This window comes from Nostoc sp. (genome assembly GCF_036919575.1).
Classification (GTDB): domain Bacteria; phylum Cyanobacteriota; class Cyanobacteriia; order Cyanobacteriales; family Nostocaceae; genus Nostoc.
This window is the reverse complement of record NZ_JBALBY010000108.1, coordinates 19,120-36,987: the sequence shown is the minus strand read 5'-3', so window position 1 is coordinate 36,987 and position 17,868 is coordinate 19,120. Positions and strand designations below refer to the sequence as shown.

Below are 17,868 nucleotides of genomic sequence, written 5' to 3'. Positions count from 1 at the left end.
AAGGTCTAGAAGTCAAAAGTTATGCAACACCCCAAGCGATCGCTCCTGTTTAATACTTTACCTCTATCTCTAGGGGTGAATCTTGTGTTGACTTTGTTCTCTTGGATCACTCCCTGTCCGGCAAAAGCCCAAATCACACCTGATGCGACTCTAGGCGATAAAAGTTCAGTTGTAGTACCAGACACTCTTAACGGCAGTCCTATTGACCGGATTAATGGGGGAGCAATTCAAGGAAGCAACCTATTCCACAGTTTCAAAGAATTTAACGTTGGTGAAGGAGCAAAAGCCTATTTTACAAATCCAGGAGAAATTACGAATATTTTGACTAGGGTGACAGGAGGTAATGCCTCGAATATTCTGGGAACTCTGGGGGTTTTGGGTCCAGCGAACCTATTTTTCATTAATCCTAATGGAATTATCTTTGGCCCCAATGCCCATTTGGATATGGGAGGTTCCTTTGTAGCTTCTACCGCAAATAGCCTAGTGTTTGATAATGGGTTAGAGTTTAGCGCCACAAACCCGCTTTCCCCGCCACTGCTGACAGTGAATATTCCTGTAGGATTGCGCTTGAGAGAGAATTCAGCGAGGATTGTCAATCAATCATCTGCTGTTCTTTACTTACCGTCGGGGAACACTTTAGCATTAGTCGGTGGAAATGTCAGCCTTGATGGTGGGAGCTTGGGAGTACCTGGAGGTCGCATTGAGTTAGGAGGATTGACTGGTGCGGGAATAGTCGGTTTCAATATCCAAGAGTCCCAAGGGATACCAAGAGTAGCTTCTCTAAGTTTTCCCAATGGTGTTGAACGAGCTGATGTATCCCTGTCTAAAGGAGCAGTTGTGAATGTTCAGGGTAGTGGTGGCGGTAGTATTGCAATTAACAGTCGTAACGTCAATGTTGTGGGAGGAAGTGGGTTATTAGCTGGAATAAGCCAAAATTTAGGTTTACCTGGAACTCAGGCGGGAAATATTGAAATTAATGCCACCGATCAGGTAGTTTTTAGTGAGGCCAGCAGTAGAGCATTGAATCAAGTGGAGGCTGGAGCGCAAGGTAACGCAGGTAGCATCGAGATTAATGCGGGTAGTGTTGCCATCACTAACGCTGCTCAACTCAGTGCCAGTAGCAAAGGTTCAGGTGATGTAGGCAAAATCAGCATTAATGCCCGCGATCGGGTAATGGTAGATGGCAGTACAGTACAAAACCAAGTGGAAATAGGTGGTGTAGGCAATTCCAACGGGATTGAGATTAATGCGGGTAGTGTTGCCATCACTAACGCTGCTCAAGTCAGTACTAGTAGCAAAAGTTCCGGCGATCCAGGCAAAATCAGCATTACTGCCCGCGATCGGGTAATGGTAGATGGCAGTACAGTACAAAGCCTAGTGGAAAAAGGTGGTGTAGGCAATTCCAACGGGATTGAGATTAAGGCGGGTAGTGTTGCCATCACTAACGGTGCTCAACTCAATGCCAGTAGCAAAAGTTCAGGTAATGCAGGCGAAATCAGCATTAATGCCACTGACAAGGTACTCTTTGATGGAGAGTCTACCACAGGCGATTATCGCACTGCTGCATTCAGTCAAGTTCTTGACGGAGCAGTTGGTAAATCTGGCGGGATCGTGATTAACACCCCGATCTTAGAGGTGACAAATGGCGCTTTACTAGATACCAGTCTCAAAAAAGGCTCAGGTGATGCAGGCGCGATCAGCATTACTGCCACTGACAAGGTACTCTTTGATGGAGAGTCTACCAAAGGCAATTATCGCAGTGCTGCATTGAGTCAAGTTGTTGAGGGAGCAAATGGTAAATCTGGCGGGATCGTGATTAACACCCCAATCTTAGAGGTGACGAATGGTGCATTTCTGGATACCAGTACTAAAAGTTCAGGTGATGCAGGCGCAATCCGCATTACTGCCAGTGATAAGGTAATCTTTGATGGCAAATCGAGAACAGGTGATCTCAGTGCTGCAACTAGCCAAGTGACAGATACTGCTACGGGCAACTCAGCAGGGATTAAAATCGATGCTCCGATCGTGAGAGTTACCAATGGGGCACAAGTAAATACTAATACTTTAGGGAAGGGCAATTCGGGATCGATTCGAGTCATAGCTACTGATAGCGTAGTTGTTGATGGTACATCTAGCGATCGCTATAGGTATGAGTCTGCGATCGCCAGTGAAGTTGGGACTGGCGCCACCGGAGCCTCCGAAGGGATTACAATCAAGGCTCCTCGCTTGCAGATCAGTAATGCGGCTATTGTCAGCGCTAATACTAATGGAAATGGCAATGCTGGTAATATTGATGTCACAGCTGACACTATTGAACTCTCCAGCGCCGGAAAAATCCGCACTAACACTTCAGCTAGTTCTAAAGCAGGCAATATCACACTGAACGCGCAAAACCGCCTTAGTCTAACTGATTTGGGGACAGCAGTCTTAGCTGAGACTGAAAACACTTCTACCAGTGATGGCGGAAATATCTCCGTGATTGGCTCCCCGAAAAATGTCCTGATTCAAAATGGCGCCGAACTTTCTGTGAATAGCAGAGGAAGCGGCAAAGGAGGCGATATATTTCTGGGTGGCAATTCTCTAACTTTGGATCAAGGAACGATCTCAGCCGAAACGGCCAAAGAAACAGGCGGCAATATCACGCTACAGGTAGCAGATTTATTGCTGATGGAAAACGACAGCAAAATTACTACCAATGCAGGCATTGAAAGCCAACCAGGGGCAATTGGTAACGGCGGGAACATTACCATTTACGCCCAATTTCTCGTTGCACCACCCTCAAAACCAAAGGGTAGCGATATAACCGCCAATGCAACTTATGGTGACGGTGGTCGTGTTGATATCACAGCTAGTGGTGTCTTTGGGTTTGAATTTAGGGACAAGCCCAGAGATTTGTTAAATGACATCACCGCTAGTTCAGCGTTAGGTGGCAATCGGGGAGTGGTGAACATCAATCAACAGGTTGATCCTAGCCGGAATTTAGTGAAATTACCTGCAAATGTTGTCGATCCCAAAGATCAAATCGCCCAAAATCCTTGTAGTAAAGGTGTTGGTAGTGAATTCACGATCACAGGACGTGGTGGGCTGCCTCCTAGTCCCAACGAAGACTTAAGCCAAGAAGCTACTCAGGTTGGTTTAGTTGAACCAGTCTCAACCGTCAGTAATCTCAAACCAGCGCCGAAAACCTCCTCTAGCGATAATTCAAAATCCCAAATCCCCAGCCGGATTGTACCGGCTCAAGGATGGGTATTCAATAATAAAGGTGAAGTAGTTCTTACCGCCTACAATCCCAACGTCACTGGCACCCATCGCCTACCTAAGAACTTAGGTGGTTGTCCTGCACGATAAGACGCACAAAAAAAGGTATTTTTGGGAATTACTTGACAGGATAAATAAAATATGCCTAAAAAAAAGCAGAGATGGCGATGTCTAGGATGGGCTACGCCTACGCTCAAAGGAAGATTTTTCTCAGAAATTAGCCGTTATAAACAGAGTGAGTTCATCGTCAAGAGACTCGATAGTAATCAAGTGCGATCGCTAATCTTAGCAGTTCTGTTATTTTTCTTGTCTGTGGGAGGAGTGCTAGTTACTACCCAGGTTTGGGCATCAACTGCGATCGTCCAAACTCAACAACAGCCTTTACAGTTGGTAGAACAAGCTAAATTGCTTTACCAAAACAGAGAATTTGCACAAGCCCTAACCGTTTGGGAACAAGTTGCTGCGGCTTTTGCGGCGCGAGAGGATAAACTGAATCAGGCAATGGCGTTGAGCAATCTTGCCCTGACAGCCCAACAACTCGGTAGGTGGGAGTCAGCTAAAAAAGCGATCGCTACTAGTTTAAATATCCTCCAAACACAGCCCAAAACACTGGAGCAATCGCAAATCCTCGGCTCCACATTGGACATCCAAGGACAGTTGCAACTAGCAGTGGGAGAATCAGAAGCAGCCCTAGAAACTTGGAAACAAGCGGCTGAAATTTATCAAAATCTCGGCAATCAAAATGCTGCAACTAAAAACCAGATTAACCAAACTCAAGCTATGCAAGATTTGGGTCTTTACCCAATGGCTTGCAAGACCTTACTAAAAACTTTAGAGCTTGATCATCAAAAATGCCAGATCACAAAAGAAGAACTGGAAACTTTAAAAAAACGATTTGTCAACAAGGGAAATTCTTCTTCTTTAAATATTCTGGCTTTGCGTAGTCTCGGCAATGTTTTGCGAGTTGTTAGTCAACTCGAACAATCGCAAATGGTTTTGTCCGCAGCTGGGCAATTAGCTCAACAATCAGGAGATTCGCAAAATTTTGCGGCTACTTACCTGAGTTTAGGCAATACAGCCCGGTCTTTGGGCAATAGAAAAATACAGTTAGAAACATCAAACCAAGAACCGATAGTACTCACACAGTCTGTAGACTGTATCCAAACAGCCAGTACAGCCAATGCTGCCCAATTGTATCAACAGGCGGCTAGTTGCTATCGGCAAGCTGAATCATCTACCTCGTCAGAAATCAAAAGACAAGCTCAATTAAATAGATTCAGCCTCTTAGTACAAACTCAACAATGGTCTGAACTACCAACACTGCTATCCGAAATCACATCCAGCCTCAATGATTTATCAGCTAGTCATCCGACTATTTATGCTCACATCAAATTGGCTCAAAGTTTGATGTGTCTGCAATCAAAAATGAGTGAAAACTCATCAAATGCTTTATCCCCGATTCTGCAACTGTGTAACTTCGTAAAAAATGCACCTACGAGCATTGGTCTTAAAACTCTTGAATCCTCAAAAATTTCCTCATGGCCAGAAATTGGGCGAATTTTACAAACCGCCCTCAACCAAGCTCAACAATTGGGAGACAAGCAAGCCGAAGCCGATGTGCGTGGTTATCTCGGAGGAATTTACCAGCAAATGGGGAAATTGGCAGAGGCACAACAATTAACTGAACAAGCTCTACAGCAGAAATCTGCTTTTAATGATTCCAGTATCACCTATCTTTGGCAGTGGCAGTTAGGACGGATTTACCAAACTCAGCAAAACCAAAAAAGCGCCCTACAAGCCTACACCTTAGCCTATGAAACTCTTCAGTCTTTGCGTCAGGATTTGGTTGGTATTAACCCAGAAATTCAATTTACTTTCCGCGATAGTGTAGAACCAGTTTATCGAGAGTTGGTCTATTTGCTCTTACAACCCTTTGGTTTTCAACAGATAAAGCAAACCAAGATTAATCAGGAAAATCTCAAGCAAGCTCGTGATGTTATCGAAGCACTCCAACTAGCAGAACTGACTAACTTCTTTCGAGAAGCTTGTGTAACCAGCCAACCCCAACCAATCGATCAGTTAGATCCACATGCTGCGGTGATCTATTCGATTATTTTGCCCGATCGCCTGGCTGTGATCTTGTCTCGACCTCAAAAGCCCTTAAAATATTATGCAACACCTCTCAAGCCTAATTCCCAGCCAGGAGAAGTTGGAGAAGTCGAGCGTACCTACAAGGATCTGTTTGCTAGCTTCAACCTTTACATCTACAGTTCTAACTTAGATTCACTTGGCCCACAAGAAATTTTTTATGACTGGTTAATCCGTCCAATTGAGGCAGAACTGCAAAAGGATGACATTAAAACTCTAGTGTTTGTATTAGATGGAGTTTTGCGTGGAGTACCCATGTCGGCACTTTATGATAGTCAGAAGCACAAGTATCTGATTGAAAAATATAACCTGGCTTTGAGTCCAGGGTTGCAACTGTTGTATTCACCTTCGCTTTCCCCAAACAAATTGCAAACTTTAGTGGGAGGTTTGGCTGAGGCTCGTCAAGGGTTTCCTAAACTGCCGGGAGTGGAAGAGGAAGTTCGGGAGATTGCAAAGATAGTTCCCACAGAAGTTCTTTTAAACAAAGAATTTACTCGCACGCGGCTGAAAGTTAAAATCAACAATATACCTTTTCCCATTATTCACTTAGCAACCCACGGTCAGTTTTCTTCCCAGGCTGACAATACCTTTTTGTTGGCTTGGGATGGTCGGATTAATGTTAAGGAATTAGACCAATTATTGCAAGCACGCGATCGCCCAGGTCGAAGTCCTTTGGAATTGTTAATTTTGAGTGCTTGCGAAACTGCCGCAGGCGATCAGCGAGCAGTTCTGGGACTAGCAGGGATGGCGGTGCGTTCCGGGGCACGTAGTACATTAGGAACCCTTTGGGCAGTGCAAGATGAATCTACAGTTGATCTGATGAACAAGTTCTATTTAGAATTGAGGCAACCTGGAGTAACTAAAGCTGAGGCACTTCGTCAAGCTCAGTTGTTGCTGTTGCGATCGTCAAATTATGGTCATCCTTACTACTGGGCACCATTTGTCTTAGTAGGTAATTGGTTGTGAGAAATGCGGGTAAGTAGGTAGGCGTAATTAAACATAAGATCAAACCTCACCTCACATCTTGCACCTAGCCCTAGCGATTAGAAATCGCGGCTATACAAACGAAGTCCACCTCCGTGGACTAATGAGGCTCAAGGTTTAAAAGAAGCGTTAAAAAAGGTGGTGACTTCACTTGAGCCAGTGGAATTAGATTCAATGCAGATTTATAAGTTGCACAGTATGGGATTAGTGCATCAACAGGAAAATCAGGTAATACCTAGATGCAATTTGTACCGTGAGTATTTCCGCAGAGTGTTGTAACTAGCTATGCGTCACGTAAAAATAAATTGTCCATTGTTTGACTAAGCTGTTGCGTATTTAATTTGTATATTGGACGCGCTCATGTTGCCCGCACTACAATATTTTTGGGTTTTCGTGTTATACCATTTAGCTGCACATCAACTTATCTGCCACAATAACTTGAACATTTCGGCACTGGATCGCCGAAGCGGAAGTTTTCTCAAGCAAAAAGCGCTGATGTTTATAGTAGAGCGGCTTTCAAAATTTTTCGTTTTGCTTTACTGGGTAGAAATTGCAAAGGGTCTTGCGATCGCCACTCCAGAAGTAACTATAACAAGTTTTTTGTCAGTTGGGGACACACCGTTATTTATATTGCCCATCTTATAATCAGTAATGGCTTTGCCAAAACCTACCCTTTAGATTCATATGCAGGAGTATAGCGATCGCCTCTTTGACGGCTAAGAATCTAATGAGAGAGTGCGATCGCATATTTTACCGTAGGTATCGCTTGGTGTCAATTACGACGGAAATTTCTCTTACGTTGCTTGTGCCTTGCAACTTCTTTGCGCTTGTGTTTTTCCAAAGGCGTTTCAAAGTGACGATGCTTTCTCATGTCTGGAAAAATACCTGCTTTGGAAACTTCCCTCTTAAACCGACGTAAGGCTGACTCAATTCCTTCATTCTCGCCCACAAATACTTGGGTCATTTTCATCTCCTACTTAATTGGTACTGGGCAATTTTAGGCCATCCAGTATACCGGAGTGCAAAAAGGGCAGATAATGATTCTGCCCTTAAGACGTTAAAACTGAATTTTTTATCTTAAAGCTTAGTAGCGGCCGCGGGAGTATCCACCACCACCACCACCACTGTTGCCGCGACGGTCTCCACCGCCAAAGGAACCACCTCTATCTTCCTTCGGTTTAGCCTTATTGACTTTGAGATCGCGTCCCATCCACTCAGCACCATCAAGAGCTTCAATGGCAGCTGTTTCTTCGGCTTCTGTTCCCATCTCTACAAAAGCAAAGCCGCGTGGACGTCCGGTTTCACGGTCGGTAGGCAACTGAACACGTTTTACAGAACCATGTTCGGCAAAAACAGAAGTGAGGTCTTCTTGTGTGACCTCGTAGGATAGATTACCTACATAAATTGACATGCATTATCTCCAAAATCATAGGTGTGTAGAGATTTAGATTTCGGAGACAAGCTTGTTAAGACCAAAAGGAAAAAGCCTGTCAATACTAAAAACAAACACTGTAACCGAATTTTATTCTCACCTAATTACCTTAGCACATCATTCAGTTCTTACCCACCGTAAAAAAGGAAGTACTAACAGTCAGAGTGCTACGTGCAAGATTGGGTATTGGGCATTGGGCATTGGGCATTGGGCATTGGGCATTGGGCATTGGGCATTGGGCGTTGGGCATTCTCCATCTTCTAGGTCAGCGATTCATGGGCGAACTCGTGATTGATTAGCATAAATTCCCCAAATAATTGCAAAATAAATGCAGTTCGTCATTGTTATTATCTGGAAATGCCGACTACACTTGCTGACGCCCAAAATTTACTTTCTGATTTGATTGCCCGCTACTCAGAGCGTGTAGATTATTTGATGATTCGCCTTGAAGAGGCAGAAGGGACTGATATCTTGTTGCGTGGCGACAAGGTAGAAACTCTCAGTGAAGGCATCTCTATTGGTGGACACATTCGCGCTTGTTATAAAGGTGGATGGGGGTTGAGCTGCTTTAACCAACTGGCGACAATCAAAGATCGGATAGAAGAAGCGATCGCTGCGGCGCGGATGGTTGGTGATGAAGAAACTTTACTTGCACCCATTGACCCGGTGCAAGCAGTGTGCATTCTACCCCTAAAAGGCACCGATCCCCGAAAAATCCCCCTCTCGAACAAAAAACAATTGTGCGATCGCTATGCCCAATTGCTCAAAAGCGTTGATCGCCGGATTACTACTACCTCGGTGCGTTATGGTGACAGCGCCCAAAAAGTGATCATCGCTACCTCAGAAGGCACTTTGATCGAGCAATCTTGGGTGGATATGGAAATGCGCTTTGCCGCTACCGCCAGAAATGGCGAAACTGTACAAACTGGACGGGAAACTACTGGTTCTCGCAAAGGTTACGAAGATTTAACTGATTTGGATGAACAGGTTAAAGGTGCCGCCCAAAGAGCGATCGCGGCTTTATCTCTGCCATCGGTCAAAGGCAATACTTACACCGTAGTCATTGACCCAATTCTCACGGGTTTGTTTGTTCACGAAGCCTTCGGACATCTTTCTGAGGCCGATATGGCTTACGAAAACCCCGATCTGCTGGAAGTCATGACCATTGGCCGGCGGTTTGGCCCAGAAGAACTCCAAATTTTTGATGGTGCCGCCCCAGAGGGACATCGCGGTAGCTATTTTTACGACGATGAAGGCACGCCTGCGACTACTACTCAACTAATTAAAGATGGGGTTTTAGTTGGACGTTTACATTCTCGTGAAACTGCTGGCAAATTGGAAGAAGCGCCTACGGGTAATGCACGTTGTCTCAACTATCACTTTACTCCGATTGTGCGGATGACAAATACCTGGATTGAACGGGGTAAAACACCAGTGGAAGACTTATTTACTGATATCAAAGAAGGAGTTTATGCCCGTAATTGGTTGGGTGGGATGACGAATGGGGAAATGTTCACCTTTAGTGCTGGGGAAGCGTGGATGATTAGAAACGGCAAAATTGCTGAACCTGTGCGGGATGTGACGCTTTCGGGAAATGTATTCCAAACTTTAGCGGATATTGAGGCACTTGGTGATGATTTTTACTGGGATGAATCGGGCGGTTGTGGGAAGGGAGGGCAAAATGGCTTGTCAGTGGGTTGTGGTGGTCCTAGTCTGCGAATTCGAGATGTAGTAGTTGGTGGGGAAATGTAAACTACCCGCCGCGATACCAAAATTACTGGGTATCGCGGTGGACTTACGACAATTAGTAAAAAAAATCAAACCCTAACGCGAGAGTCATTAGTTATTAGTCATTAGAACTCTTGCAGAATTATTTTATGGTAAGATAAAAAGTTTTGGCATAAATTTGCTGCGCCAATGCGATACGAACAAACAAAACGACTGTCCAATCGAGAATTTAAACGTCTGGTTGGGGTACAACGACGCACATTTGAGGAGATAGTCAACGTACTACAAGATGCTGCCAATCACAGACAAACACTCTTGTTGTTCTAAAAAGCTGTGTTTGGAAGATCAGGCGTTGGTGTGTTTCACGTACTGGCGCGGAGACGGAGATATTCAGCCTCCGGTGAATATCGAACTTATTTCCATATCGCCTGTGATTGGCAAGTCTCAGAAACAACGATTTGTCATACTGTTCATTGGATGCAAAATGTTTTAGTCAATTGTGGGAGGTTTCGGTTGGGAGGAAAAAAGTCGTTGTTGACACCATCAGAAAAATTGAAAATTTGGTGGTCAACAAGACAGTGGCGGGTCTGAATCCTATACTGATTAATTCGGATTTCTTAATTCTTCTTCAAGAGTACTTTGCTTGCTTGATTTTGGGAATACTATAATCAGAATTAAGTTAACAGGAACCATCATGGCTGGGTCATTGCATCAACCAGGTGATATGATCGTTGATGCTACAAAGCAGCCTCCTAGCGATCGCTATCGTATTATTAACATTTTGGGTAAAGGAAATAGCGGCATCACCTATGCTGCCGAAGATATAACACAGCCTCGTATAATCGTAGCAATAAAAGTTATATCTGTGCGGCAAACACAAGACTGGAAAGTGCTGGCATTATTTGAGCGTGAGGCTAAGGTACTAGAAAAGCTCCAGCATCAAGGAATACCGCGTTATCTCAATTATTTTCATATCGATACACAAAGCGATCGCCGATTTTATATTGTGCAGGAATTGGCGAAAGGGCAATCCTTGGCTGCATGGGTAGAACAGGGATGGCGTAGCGATGAAACAACTCTGAAGCAAATTGCTCGGCAGATATTGGCGATTCTGGTTTATCTGCAACGGTTAGACCCGCCGATCATTCATCGTGATATTAAACCGCAAAATATCATTCGTCATGAAGATGGCTCACTGTATTTAGTAGACTTCGGTGCAGTGCGAGATACTTACTACAGTACCTTAATGCGGGGTAGTACAGTTGTTGGTACTTATGGTTATATGGCTCCCGAACAGTTTCTTGGACAAGCAGTACCAGCAACAGATTTATATGGCTTGGGAGCAACACTATTATTTTTATTGACTCACCGATCGCCAGCAGAATTACCTCAGAACGGGTTATCTGTGGATTTTCGCGATCGCATTCAAGTTTCCGATGCTTTTGCCGATTGGTTAGAGAAACTTTTAGAACCTGATGTTAAGGATCGCTTTCCCTCAGCCGAAGTAGCTTTGTTAGCCTTAAAACAGCCAGCAAAAGTTGTTCAGATAACTAGCCAACTCTCGCCTCGCACTGCTGTAATCGCTTTAATTATCGGCACATTTGTGGCGGTTTGGCTGGGTAATGCTTTGAAATGGAAAGTATTGAGTACCTTTGGCATGACACCGCGTGGTATTTGTAACAACGTCGGGATTTTACAAAACTACCTCCAGCAAGGAGGAAACCCCAATTTTCGTGTGAAATATTACCGAATGTTTAGTTGGGGTGGGAGTAGTCAATGGCCTTTGTTATTTTGTGCCTCTTCCCTTGCAGGTGCAGAACTACTATTGAAGTATGGGGCTGATCCCAACATTCAAGAGTCAGGTGAGCCGATTCTGTATAAGGCAGCACTTGATAACAACCTAAGTTTCATGAAATTGCTATTGAAAAACGGTGCAAATCCCAATGTAAAACTTTCTAGTAAAGGCACTAATGGACGCTTGTACGACGAAAAACCAATACTGAATCAAGTCATTTTCAACAGCCAAGAGGAAGTTGCCAAATTTTTGATTAACAATGGTGCTGATATCAACACCAAAGACAGTAATGCTAACACCGCACTAGATATAGCAACCATGCGTTATGAAGTCAAAATTGGCCTCATGCTGTTAGAAAAAGGTGCGATCGCCAATAACGAGTCTGATTCTGAGCGTATTCGTGATTGGCAGCAAGAACTCAAGAACCGAAATAATAAATAAGAAGTAAGGATGAATATGTTACACAATTGGGATGATGCGATCGCAGGACGGTATCAGATTCGCCATGTTTTAGGACATGGTGGTATGGGTATTACTTATGCAGCTGAGGATTTGCAAACTAATCAACCTGTGGCGCTGAAAGTGCTTTTCTTGCATCACGTTAAAGATTGGAAAGTGCTGGAATTATTTGAACGAGAAGCGAAAATTCTCGCTAATCTCAACTATCCGAGGATTCCACAATATTTGAATCATTTTGAAATAGAAACAGATAGCGATTATGCTTTTTATCTGGTGCAAGAATTAGCCGCAGGACAATCTCTTTTCGAGCTAGTTGATCAAAGCTGGAAACCAAGCGTTGAGGAAGTACAGGCTATTGCTACTCAAGTACTGGAAATTTTAGTGTATTTGCAGCAGTTGACCCCACCTGTAATTCATCGAGACATTAAACCACAAAATCTCATTCGCCAGGACAATGGGCATATTTTTTTGGTAGATTTTGGGGCAGTTCAAGATACCTATCACAACACTGTAACTGGCGGCAGTACGGTAGTGGGAACCTTTGGCTATATGGCTCCCGAACAATTTCGCGGACAGGCGGTGTTATCTACCGACTTGTATGGACTAGGGACAACGTTGTTATTTTTGCTAACAGGCAAATCCCCGGCAGATTTACCACACCATCAACTTACCATCAACTTTCATAGTCTTGTCCAATTGCCCAAACCCTTTGCTGCTTGGTTAGAGCGAATGATTGAACCAATCAGTACAGCACGATTCCCCTCGGCTGTAGATGCGTTAGCTGTCTTGCAAGGAAAGCAACCACTCCCGCCACGTGCAGCCACTTACAAACAACCCAAACAAAGCAAAATTCAATTAATCACAACAACTGACAAAATGATAATTGATATTCCTTCCTCACTTCTCAATAGCCCTCAGAGTTTGTGGTTAGGTTTATCACCGATGTTTGGATATGTCTTCATCTTTTGGATTGTTTATGCTTTGATTGTTGAGGTACTAGAACCTGGGCTTGAGGTTAACCCTGAATGGGAGCTAACATTTCGCCTTATTGTTTTGATGTCTGGCTTTTTCCCCTTTGCTTTAGGCATTTGCCCCTATGCGGCTCAAAGTTTGCTTTTTAGCAGTCCTTTTCGGACTCGGATTGAAATTCAGCCGTTGTTGAACATTCAGATGACATACTCTTTAGGATTTTTGACTTTCCAGCTACTACCGCTACCGATGGGGAGAAACGCCAAACTTCAGGCAAGTTTGACTCCAATAAAGCACCAGTTTTCTTTCGTAAAAAATCTCAACTCGTTTTGTACTTTAGCGATCGCTTCAATGAAAATCAAGTTTGGACTATTTTTGAATGACAACGAGAAAGCATGGTTAGTGAATGAAATTAACGCCTTTGCAGAGCGCCATAACCGTGAACAGTCTGTCAAATTCTAGCAAAGAACAACCCCGATCTGAAGGTTAAGGGTGGCTGTTGGACTATTGTCAGCCAAGCAAATGAGTTCAGTTGCACCGTGAGAATGTGGGATGGCCAACACACCGTTGGGTTGCAACCAATGACCAATGACTAATGACTAATAACTACTTAATCAATTTGCTAGCCAAAAAGCGACGTTACGCACATAGGTTTTGATATCTTCTAAGGCGCGTGGCTCTTTTTTCATACCATCTCCTGGTGCTTCATCTACAAAAGTGGGACAACCTTTATTAATATCCCAGTTGTAATCTACTAAATGATGGAAGCTAGAGTTGGCTACTGCTCGTCCTAGTATATTCCCCTGTTTATCTTGATGATGCTCGATCGCTACAACCAAATTGAAGTTACGATTTGTAACTAAACTTTTGCCCAGAGCAATTACCCGCGTGTTTGCATTGCCCGCAGGTGCGCCAATACCGCCTTCGTGGGGATGTGTGGGGAAAAACTCGATACTTCCAGAAGGGGAATTGGGATTTTTTAAAAGTTCGTGAATGGGTTCAACAATGGTAATTTTTTGATAATCGCCGTTAGCTCCAGAATGATAGTTAGGCCAGGAAATATAAGTTGTGTATGAGTCATCTCGGCAACAGCGAGATTCGTCGGGATCGGGGTTTTTGGTGTTGAAATAGTTGACATCACCAATGTCAACTAAACCACACATGGAACAGCCCATATCTTGATGATCGCGTGTTGTCAAAATCCCGCCGCCGCGTTGTCGAAAACCATTAATTCCAGCAATGTCTTTTTCGGTTAAACCCTGATTCACCTCTAAGCCAAATAGCCAAAGTTCATCAAAATCTGATTTGTCGAGATTACTTAAAACTGAGTCACCACCGACTGCATCTGATTCGTAATCGCGTCCCGTAACTTCAAATAAGGAGTTTCCGGCTTCGTCTTTAATCGATGCTAAGTAATCTTGTAACATCGAGAAACGAAAAATGCTCCAGTCATCTTCAGTCGTAGGAATCGTAGTCTGCAAAAGAATACGAATTGGTTTTGCCATAACCTCTGCCAGATGAACACTACAATTGAGTATAGCGATCGCTTTGCACTAATGCTGAAGTTTTTAAATTCCTCAACATCCCTCCCAAGTATGAAAGTAACTCACGACTCTAGGTAGTAGCGCCAGTAGTTAAGGATAGTTAATCTAGATAAAAATGATTCGATATTCACTCTGGTTTGATTCACCACACCAATCCCCCGTAGCGCGGGCTGGGGATTTAATGCCTGTCTGGATAGCCTCAATTAAACGTTCCTTAGCGCAGCGACAGATATGAAAGCAGATCAACTCCTGAAAAACTATGCCGCAGGTGTCAGAGACTTTACTGGTGTCAACTTGAGCGAGGCAAACTTAAGGGAAGCCGATCTCAGTGGCGTAATTTTAGATAGAGCAATTTTAGATGGGGCTAATCTGAGTCACGCGAATTTAGCCCACGCCAGTTTGATTGAGACAGACTTAAATGGAGCAGATTTGAGCAATGCTAACCTCAGTGGTAGCAACTTAAGCGGTGCGATTTTGGATGGAGCCATCTTGGATGGAGCTGCAATGGAAGGAGCTAATTTGAATCACGCTGACTTGACGGTTGCGAAACTAATTGACACTAACTTGAGTGACGCGGATTTGCACGAAGCCAGCTTGATAGCGGCGAATCTAGATGGAGCGGATTTGACTGGTGCAGACTTAACTGTAGCCGACTTGTCCCAAGCAAATCTCACTCAAGCAGATTTGAGCCATACTAATTTGAGCGGAGCAAATTTGGATGGAGCCAATATAGAAGGAACAATTCTAGATGAGAATGTTTGACATTGAATCACATCTGTCGTAGGGACACGGCAATGCTCATGCGTGTCAACTTAACATCAAAGTTAGCCTAGAAAGAGGAAGGAGCATTTAGAGATTGTCTCGTTCCCAGTCTCAGACTGGGAATGCATTCCGCGAGGGCTGCCGCCTCAAGACTTGCGGCAGAGCCGCAATGAGGTGCATTTCCAGCCAGAGGCTGGAAACGAGGTTTTAAAAAAAGTTTGCTCGAAGTAGTGTTACCTATGATTGTCATAATTAAAACAATTGACTCTCAATTATCAATGGTGAACTCTACCCTCGTTGTCACACTCTATGTCAACCCTCTGACAGGGAATGATACCAATACTGGTTCACGGTTGAGTCCGTTTAAAAGCCTCAGCCGTGCCTTAAAAGTAACCAAAATCACCAGGATAATTCATCTGGAATTGGGGACTTACAGCGTCGCTAGTGGTGAGGTGTTCCCACTGGTCATCCCTGAAGGGACGACAGTGGTGGGTAACGAAGCAAAAAAAGGTGCAGGGATTATAATTTCCGGGAATGGCGAGTATCAAAGTCCCAGCTTTGGTTTACAAAATATCACGCTGCTCTTGCTAGATAATGCCAGTCTTTTAGGTGTAACTATCACTAATCCTTCAGCTAAAGGTACTGGTATCTGGATTGAATCGGCTGCACCTACTTTAGCTAATAATACTTTCAGCGACTGTGGGCGGGAAGGTGTGTTTACCACTGGTACTGCCAAACCCGCAATTTTAGATAATATATTTGTGCAAAATACTGCTAGTGGGTTGGTGATGGCACGTCATAGCCAGGGAAAAGTACTGCGGAATGTATTTCAAAGAAACCCGTTAGGCATAGCAATTAGTGATTTTGCCGCTCCAGCGATCGCCAATAACAAATTATCAGAAAATGGCACAGCGATCGCACTTTCTCGCAATGCCCAACCTGTGCTACGTCGAAATCTCATTGCTAAAAATACCCAAGGTGGTCTATTAGTCAATGGCAATGCAGTACCCAATTTAGGTAATATCCAATATCCCGGTAATAATATTTTTCGTGATCATAGTGAATTTGATTTACACAATGCTACTACACAAAAGCTGGTTTCTGTAGGTAATCAATTAAATCCGGCTCTAGTGAAGGGCTTGGTCGAATTGATCCCAACTAATCGAGTAGCGGTTAGCACCAGTTCCTCTAACGCCCCGACAGTATCCCGATCTCAAAAACTCCCCGCGTCTCTTCAACTAGATGGACATTGGGCGCAACCATTTATTCAGGCATTAGTGAGCAGGGATTTAACTCAGGGTTTTGCCGATGGTAGCTACCAGCCAGATAAACCCATGACTCGCGCCCAGTACGCGGCTTTGGTGGCGATCGCTTTTAATCCATTTCCCAAAGTCCCAGCAGTTGATTTTACGGACGTACCCAAGGATTTTTGGGCTGATAGGGCGATCCAAATCGCGGCTAGGGGTGGCTTTGTTGCCGGATTTAGCGATCGCACTTTCCGCCCCGATCAAAATGTCCAACGGCTACAGGTGATTGTCTCCCTAGTAAACGGACTGGGACTACCAGCTGTTGATAGTGATATTTTAGAAGTATATAGCGATCGTCATACGATTCCCGACTATGCCCGGATCGCTGTTGCCACTGCTACACAAGGAGGAATAGTTGTCAACTATCCCGATCCGAAAGTGCTTGCACCTTTACATTCAGCAACACGAGCCGAAGTTGCAGCGATGGTTTATCAGGCATTAGTCGCCATTGGGCGAACACCTACGATTAAATCAGCCTATGTAGGGTTGCATTCTAGAAGTTGAGAAGTAAAATAGGGAACACTGCCTATCGGCTTAGTAACTCTTGGGAAAAAAAACCATGTAGTTAAAAGCACGCTAGGCTAAGATGCGATGGGTGACAAATCTTAGACCTATTGCCTAGAGCTAATAGCCCCATGTTAACAACACTTCCAGACACCTCTGCCAACTTAGCGATCGCCTTATTAATTAACTATAGTTTCGATCTCAGTGGGTATAGTGCCAATGAGCTAGTTGAGCGTTGGCAAACGCAATATCCCCTGAATTGGCTACACCTGGCAGTGATTGAGGCACTATATCAAGGTCGTTATAAAGCGGTTTCCGTGCAACAAATCTTAGTATTTTGGCAGCGCCGGGATCAGGCTACATATCATTTCAACATGGAATTTGAACGGATGATTTGTAGCAAATTTCCCCAAAGGTTAACCTCATTCGCTGCACCAGCCCTACCGCCAGGACAGAAAAACCCGACTGTAGAGAAAGTGACGAGTCCTCAATTACCACCAGCAAAGATTGGCAATGGCTATCAACAGAGCAATACTGCAACTCTACAACTGAAAAGTTCCGAATCAAAGACATCTTTGAGTGAAGAAGAGGGAAAGCAGGAAGATAGAGATCATAAAACCGTCTTGAAATCTCCGCCTTCTGGGAAATTTACCTCTTCGGCAACCCTTCAGCTATCTGCTGTCAGCCAAAGGCAAACTTCACAAGAAAGTCCACCGCCCTCTGCATCACCATTGCATCATAAACGGGCAAAACTGCTTCCACCTGCTGCGATTCATGCCCCAATCGGGCAATTTACTCCAGAAAAAAGCGATCGCTCTGAGTCTTTTACATCTAAACTCAAGGCGATGTCTGGTGAACAGAATCGAATTGGGGGAAGTAGGGAGTGGGGAGTGGGGAGTGGGGAGTAGGGAGGGAAACATCCCAATTTTCAATAAATTCACGGTACTGATGCAAAAACCCTTTACAACTCTCTTACCT

14 protein-coding genes and 1 pseudogene are annotated in these 17,868 nt (G+C 44.2%); 12 read left to right on the top strand and 3 right to left on the bottom strand.

The window, feature by feature from the left end:
* Positions 1-21: 21 nt before the first annotated feature.
* The 4 genes and pseudogenes from V7K27_RS28000 to V7K27_RS27985 all read left to right on the top strand — a co-directional run bounded on the left by V7K27_RS28000 (position 22) and on the right by V7K27_RS27985 (position 7,035).
* The gene (locus V7K27_RS28000; protein WP_334951635.1) at positions 22-3,348 is read left to right on the top strand and encodes a two-partner secretion domain-containing protein; all 3,327 of its coding nucleotides are present in this window, start codon (positions 22-24) and stop codon (positions 3,346-3,348) included.
* Between the two features lie 51 nt (positions 3,349-3,399).
* Complete coding sequence (locus tag V7K27_RS27995; RefSeq protein WP_334951634.1) at positions 3,400-6,372, top strand: CHAT domain-containing protein; 2,973 nt, start codon at positions 3,400-3,402, stop codon at positions 6,370-6,372.
* Between the two features lie 135 nt (positions 6,373-6,507).
* Positions 6,508-6,669, top strand: a pseudogene (locus tag V7K27_RS27990) (AAA-like domain-containing protein); the annotation flags it as partial.
* Between the two features lie 81 nt (positions 6,670-6,750).
* A complete protein-coding gene (locus V7K27_RS27985) occupies positions 6,751-7,035 on the top strand; it encodes a hypothetical protein (RefSeq protein ID WP_334951633.1) in 285 nt (94 codons plus the stop codon).
* 127 nt (positions 7,036-7,162) lie between these two features.
* Here V7K27_RS27985 and rpsU read toward each other — a convergent pair whose 3' ends face one another.
* Together rpsU and V7K27_RS27975 are read right to left on the bottom strand one after the other, a co-directional pair.
* Complete coding sequence (gene rpsU, locus V7K27_RS27980; protein ID WP_094333031.1) at positions 7,163-7,354, bottom strand: 30S ribosomal protein S21; 192 nt, start codon at positions 7,352-7,354, stop codon at positions 7,163-7,165.
* 120 nt (positions 7,355-7,474) lie between these two features.
* Complete coding sequence (locus V7K27_RS27975; RefSeq protein ID WP_334941467.1) at positions 7,475-7,801, bottom strand: RNA recognition motif domain-containing protein; 327 nt, start codon at positions 7,799-7,801, stop codon at positions 7,475-7,477.
* A gap of 185 nt (positions 7,802-7,986) precedes the next feature.
* Between V7K27_RS27975 and V7K27_RS27970 the strand changes: the two genes are divergently transcribed.
* The 5 genes from V7K27_RS27970 (at position 7,987) to V7K27_RS27955 (ending at position 13,235) form a co-directional block, all read left to right on the top strand.
* Positions 7,987-8,121, top strand: a complete 135-nt coding sequence (locus V7K27_RS27970; protein ID WP_334951632.1) for a hypothetical protein — start codon at positions 7,987-7,989, stop codon at positions 8,119-8,121.
* Between the two features lie 58 nt (positions 8,122-8,179).
* A complete protein-coding gene (locus V7K27_RS27965; protein WP_334951631.1) occupies positions 8,180-9,574 on the top strand; it encodes a TldD/PmbA family protein in 1,395 nt (464 codons plus the stop codon).
* Positions 9,575-9,883: 309 nt separating this feature from the next.
* Complete coding sequence (locus V7K27_RS36605; protein WP_442947654.1) at positions 9,884-10,141, top strand: transposase family protein; 258 nt, start codon at positions 9,884-9,886, stop codon at positions 10,139-10,141.
* A gap of 103 nt (positions 10,142-10,244) precedes the next feature.
* Positions 10,245-11,786, top strand: a complete 1,542-nt coding sequence (locus V7K27_RS27960) for a protein kinase domain-containing protein (RefSeq protein WP_334951630.1) — start codon at positions 10,245-10,247, stop codon at positions 11,784-11,786.
* A 15-nt stretch (positions 11,787-11,801) separates the two neighbouring features.
* A complete protein-coding gene (locus V7K27_RS27955; RefSeq protein WP_334951629.1) occupies positions 11,802-13,235 on the top strand; it encodes a serine/threonine protein kinase in 1,434 nt (477 codons plus the stop codon).
* A 152-nt stretch (positions 13,236-13,387) separates the two neighbouring features.
* Here the strand turns inward: V7K27_RS27955 and V7K27_RS27950 are convergent, their stop codons facing one another.
* Complete coding sequence (locus V7K27_RS27950; RefSeq protein WP_334951627.1) at positions 13,388-14,278, bottom strand: hypothetical protein; 891 nt, start codon at positions 14,276-14,278, stop codon at positions 13,388-13,390.
* Positions 14,279-14,548: 270 nt separating this feature from the next.
* Here V7K27_RS27950 and V7K27_RS27945 point away from each other — a divergent pair, with 270 nt between their 5' ends.
* From V7K27_RS27945 to V7K27_RS27935, 3 genes are all read left to right on the top strand, one after another.
* Positions 14,549-15,079: a pentapeptide repeat-containing protein gene (locus V7K27_RS27945; RefSeq protein WP_334951625.1), complete on the top strand. Its 531-nt coding sequence runs from the start codon at positions 14,549-14,551 to the stop codon at positions 15,077-15,079.
* A 239-nt stretch (positions 15,080-15,318) separates the two neighbouring features.
* Complete coding sequence (locus V7K27_RS27940) at positions 15,319-16,890, top strand: DUF1565 domain-containing protein (protein WP_442947653.1); 1,572 nt, start codon at positions 15,319-15,321, stop codon at positions 16,888-16,890.
* A 131-nt stretch (positions 16,891-17,021) separates the two neighbouring features.
* Positions 17,022-17,798 carry a hypothetical protein gene (locus tag V7K27_RS27935; RefSeq protein ID WP_334951623.1) on the top strand — a complete coding sequence of 259 codons (777 nt, stop codon included), beginning with the start codon at positions 17,022-17,024 and terminating at the stop codon, positions 17,796-17,798.
* Positions 17,799-17,868 lie beyond the last annotated feature (70 nt).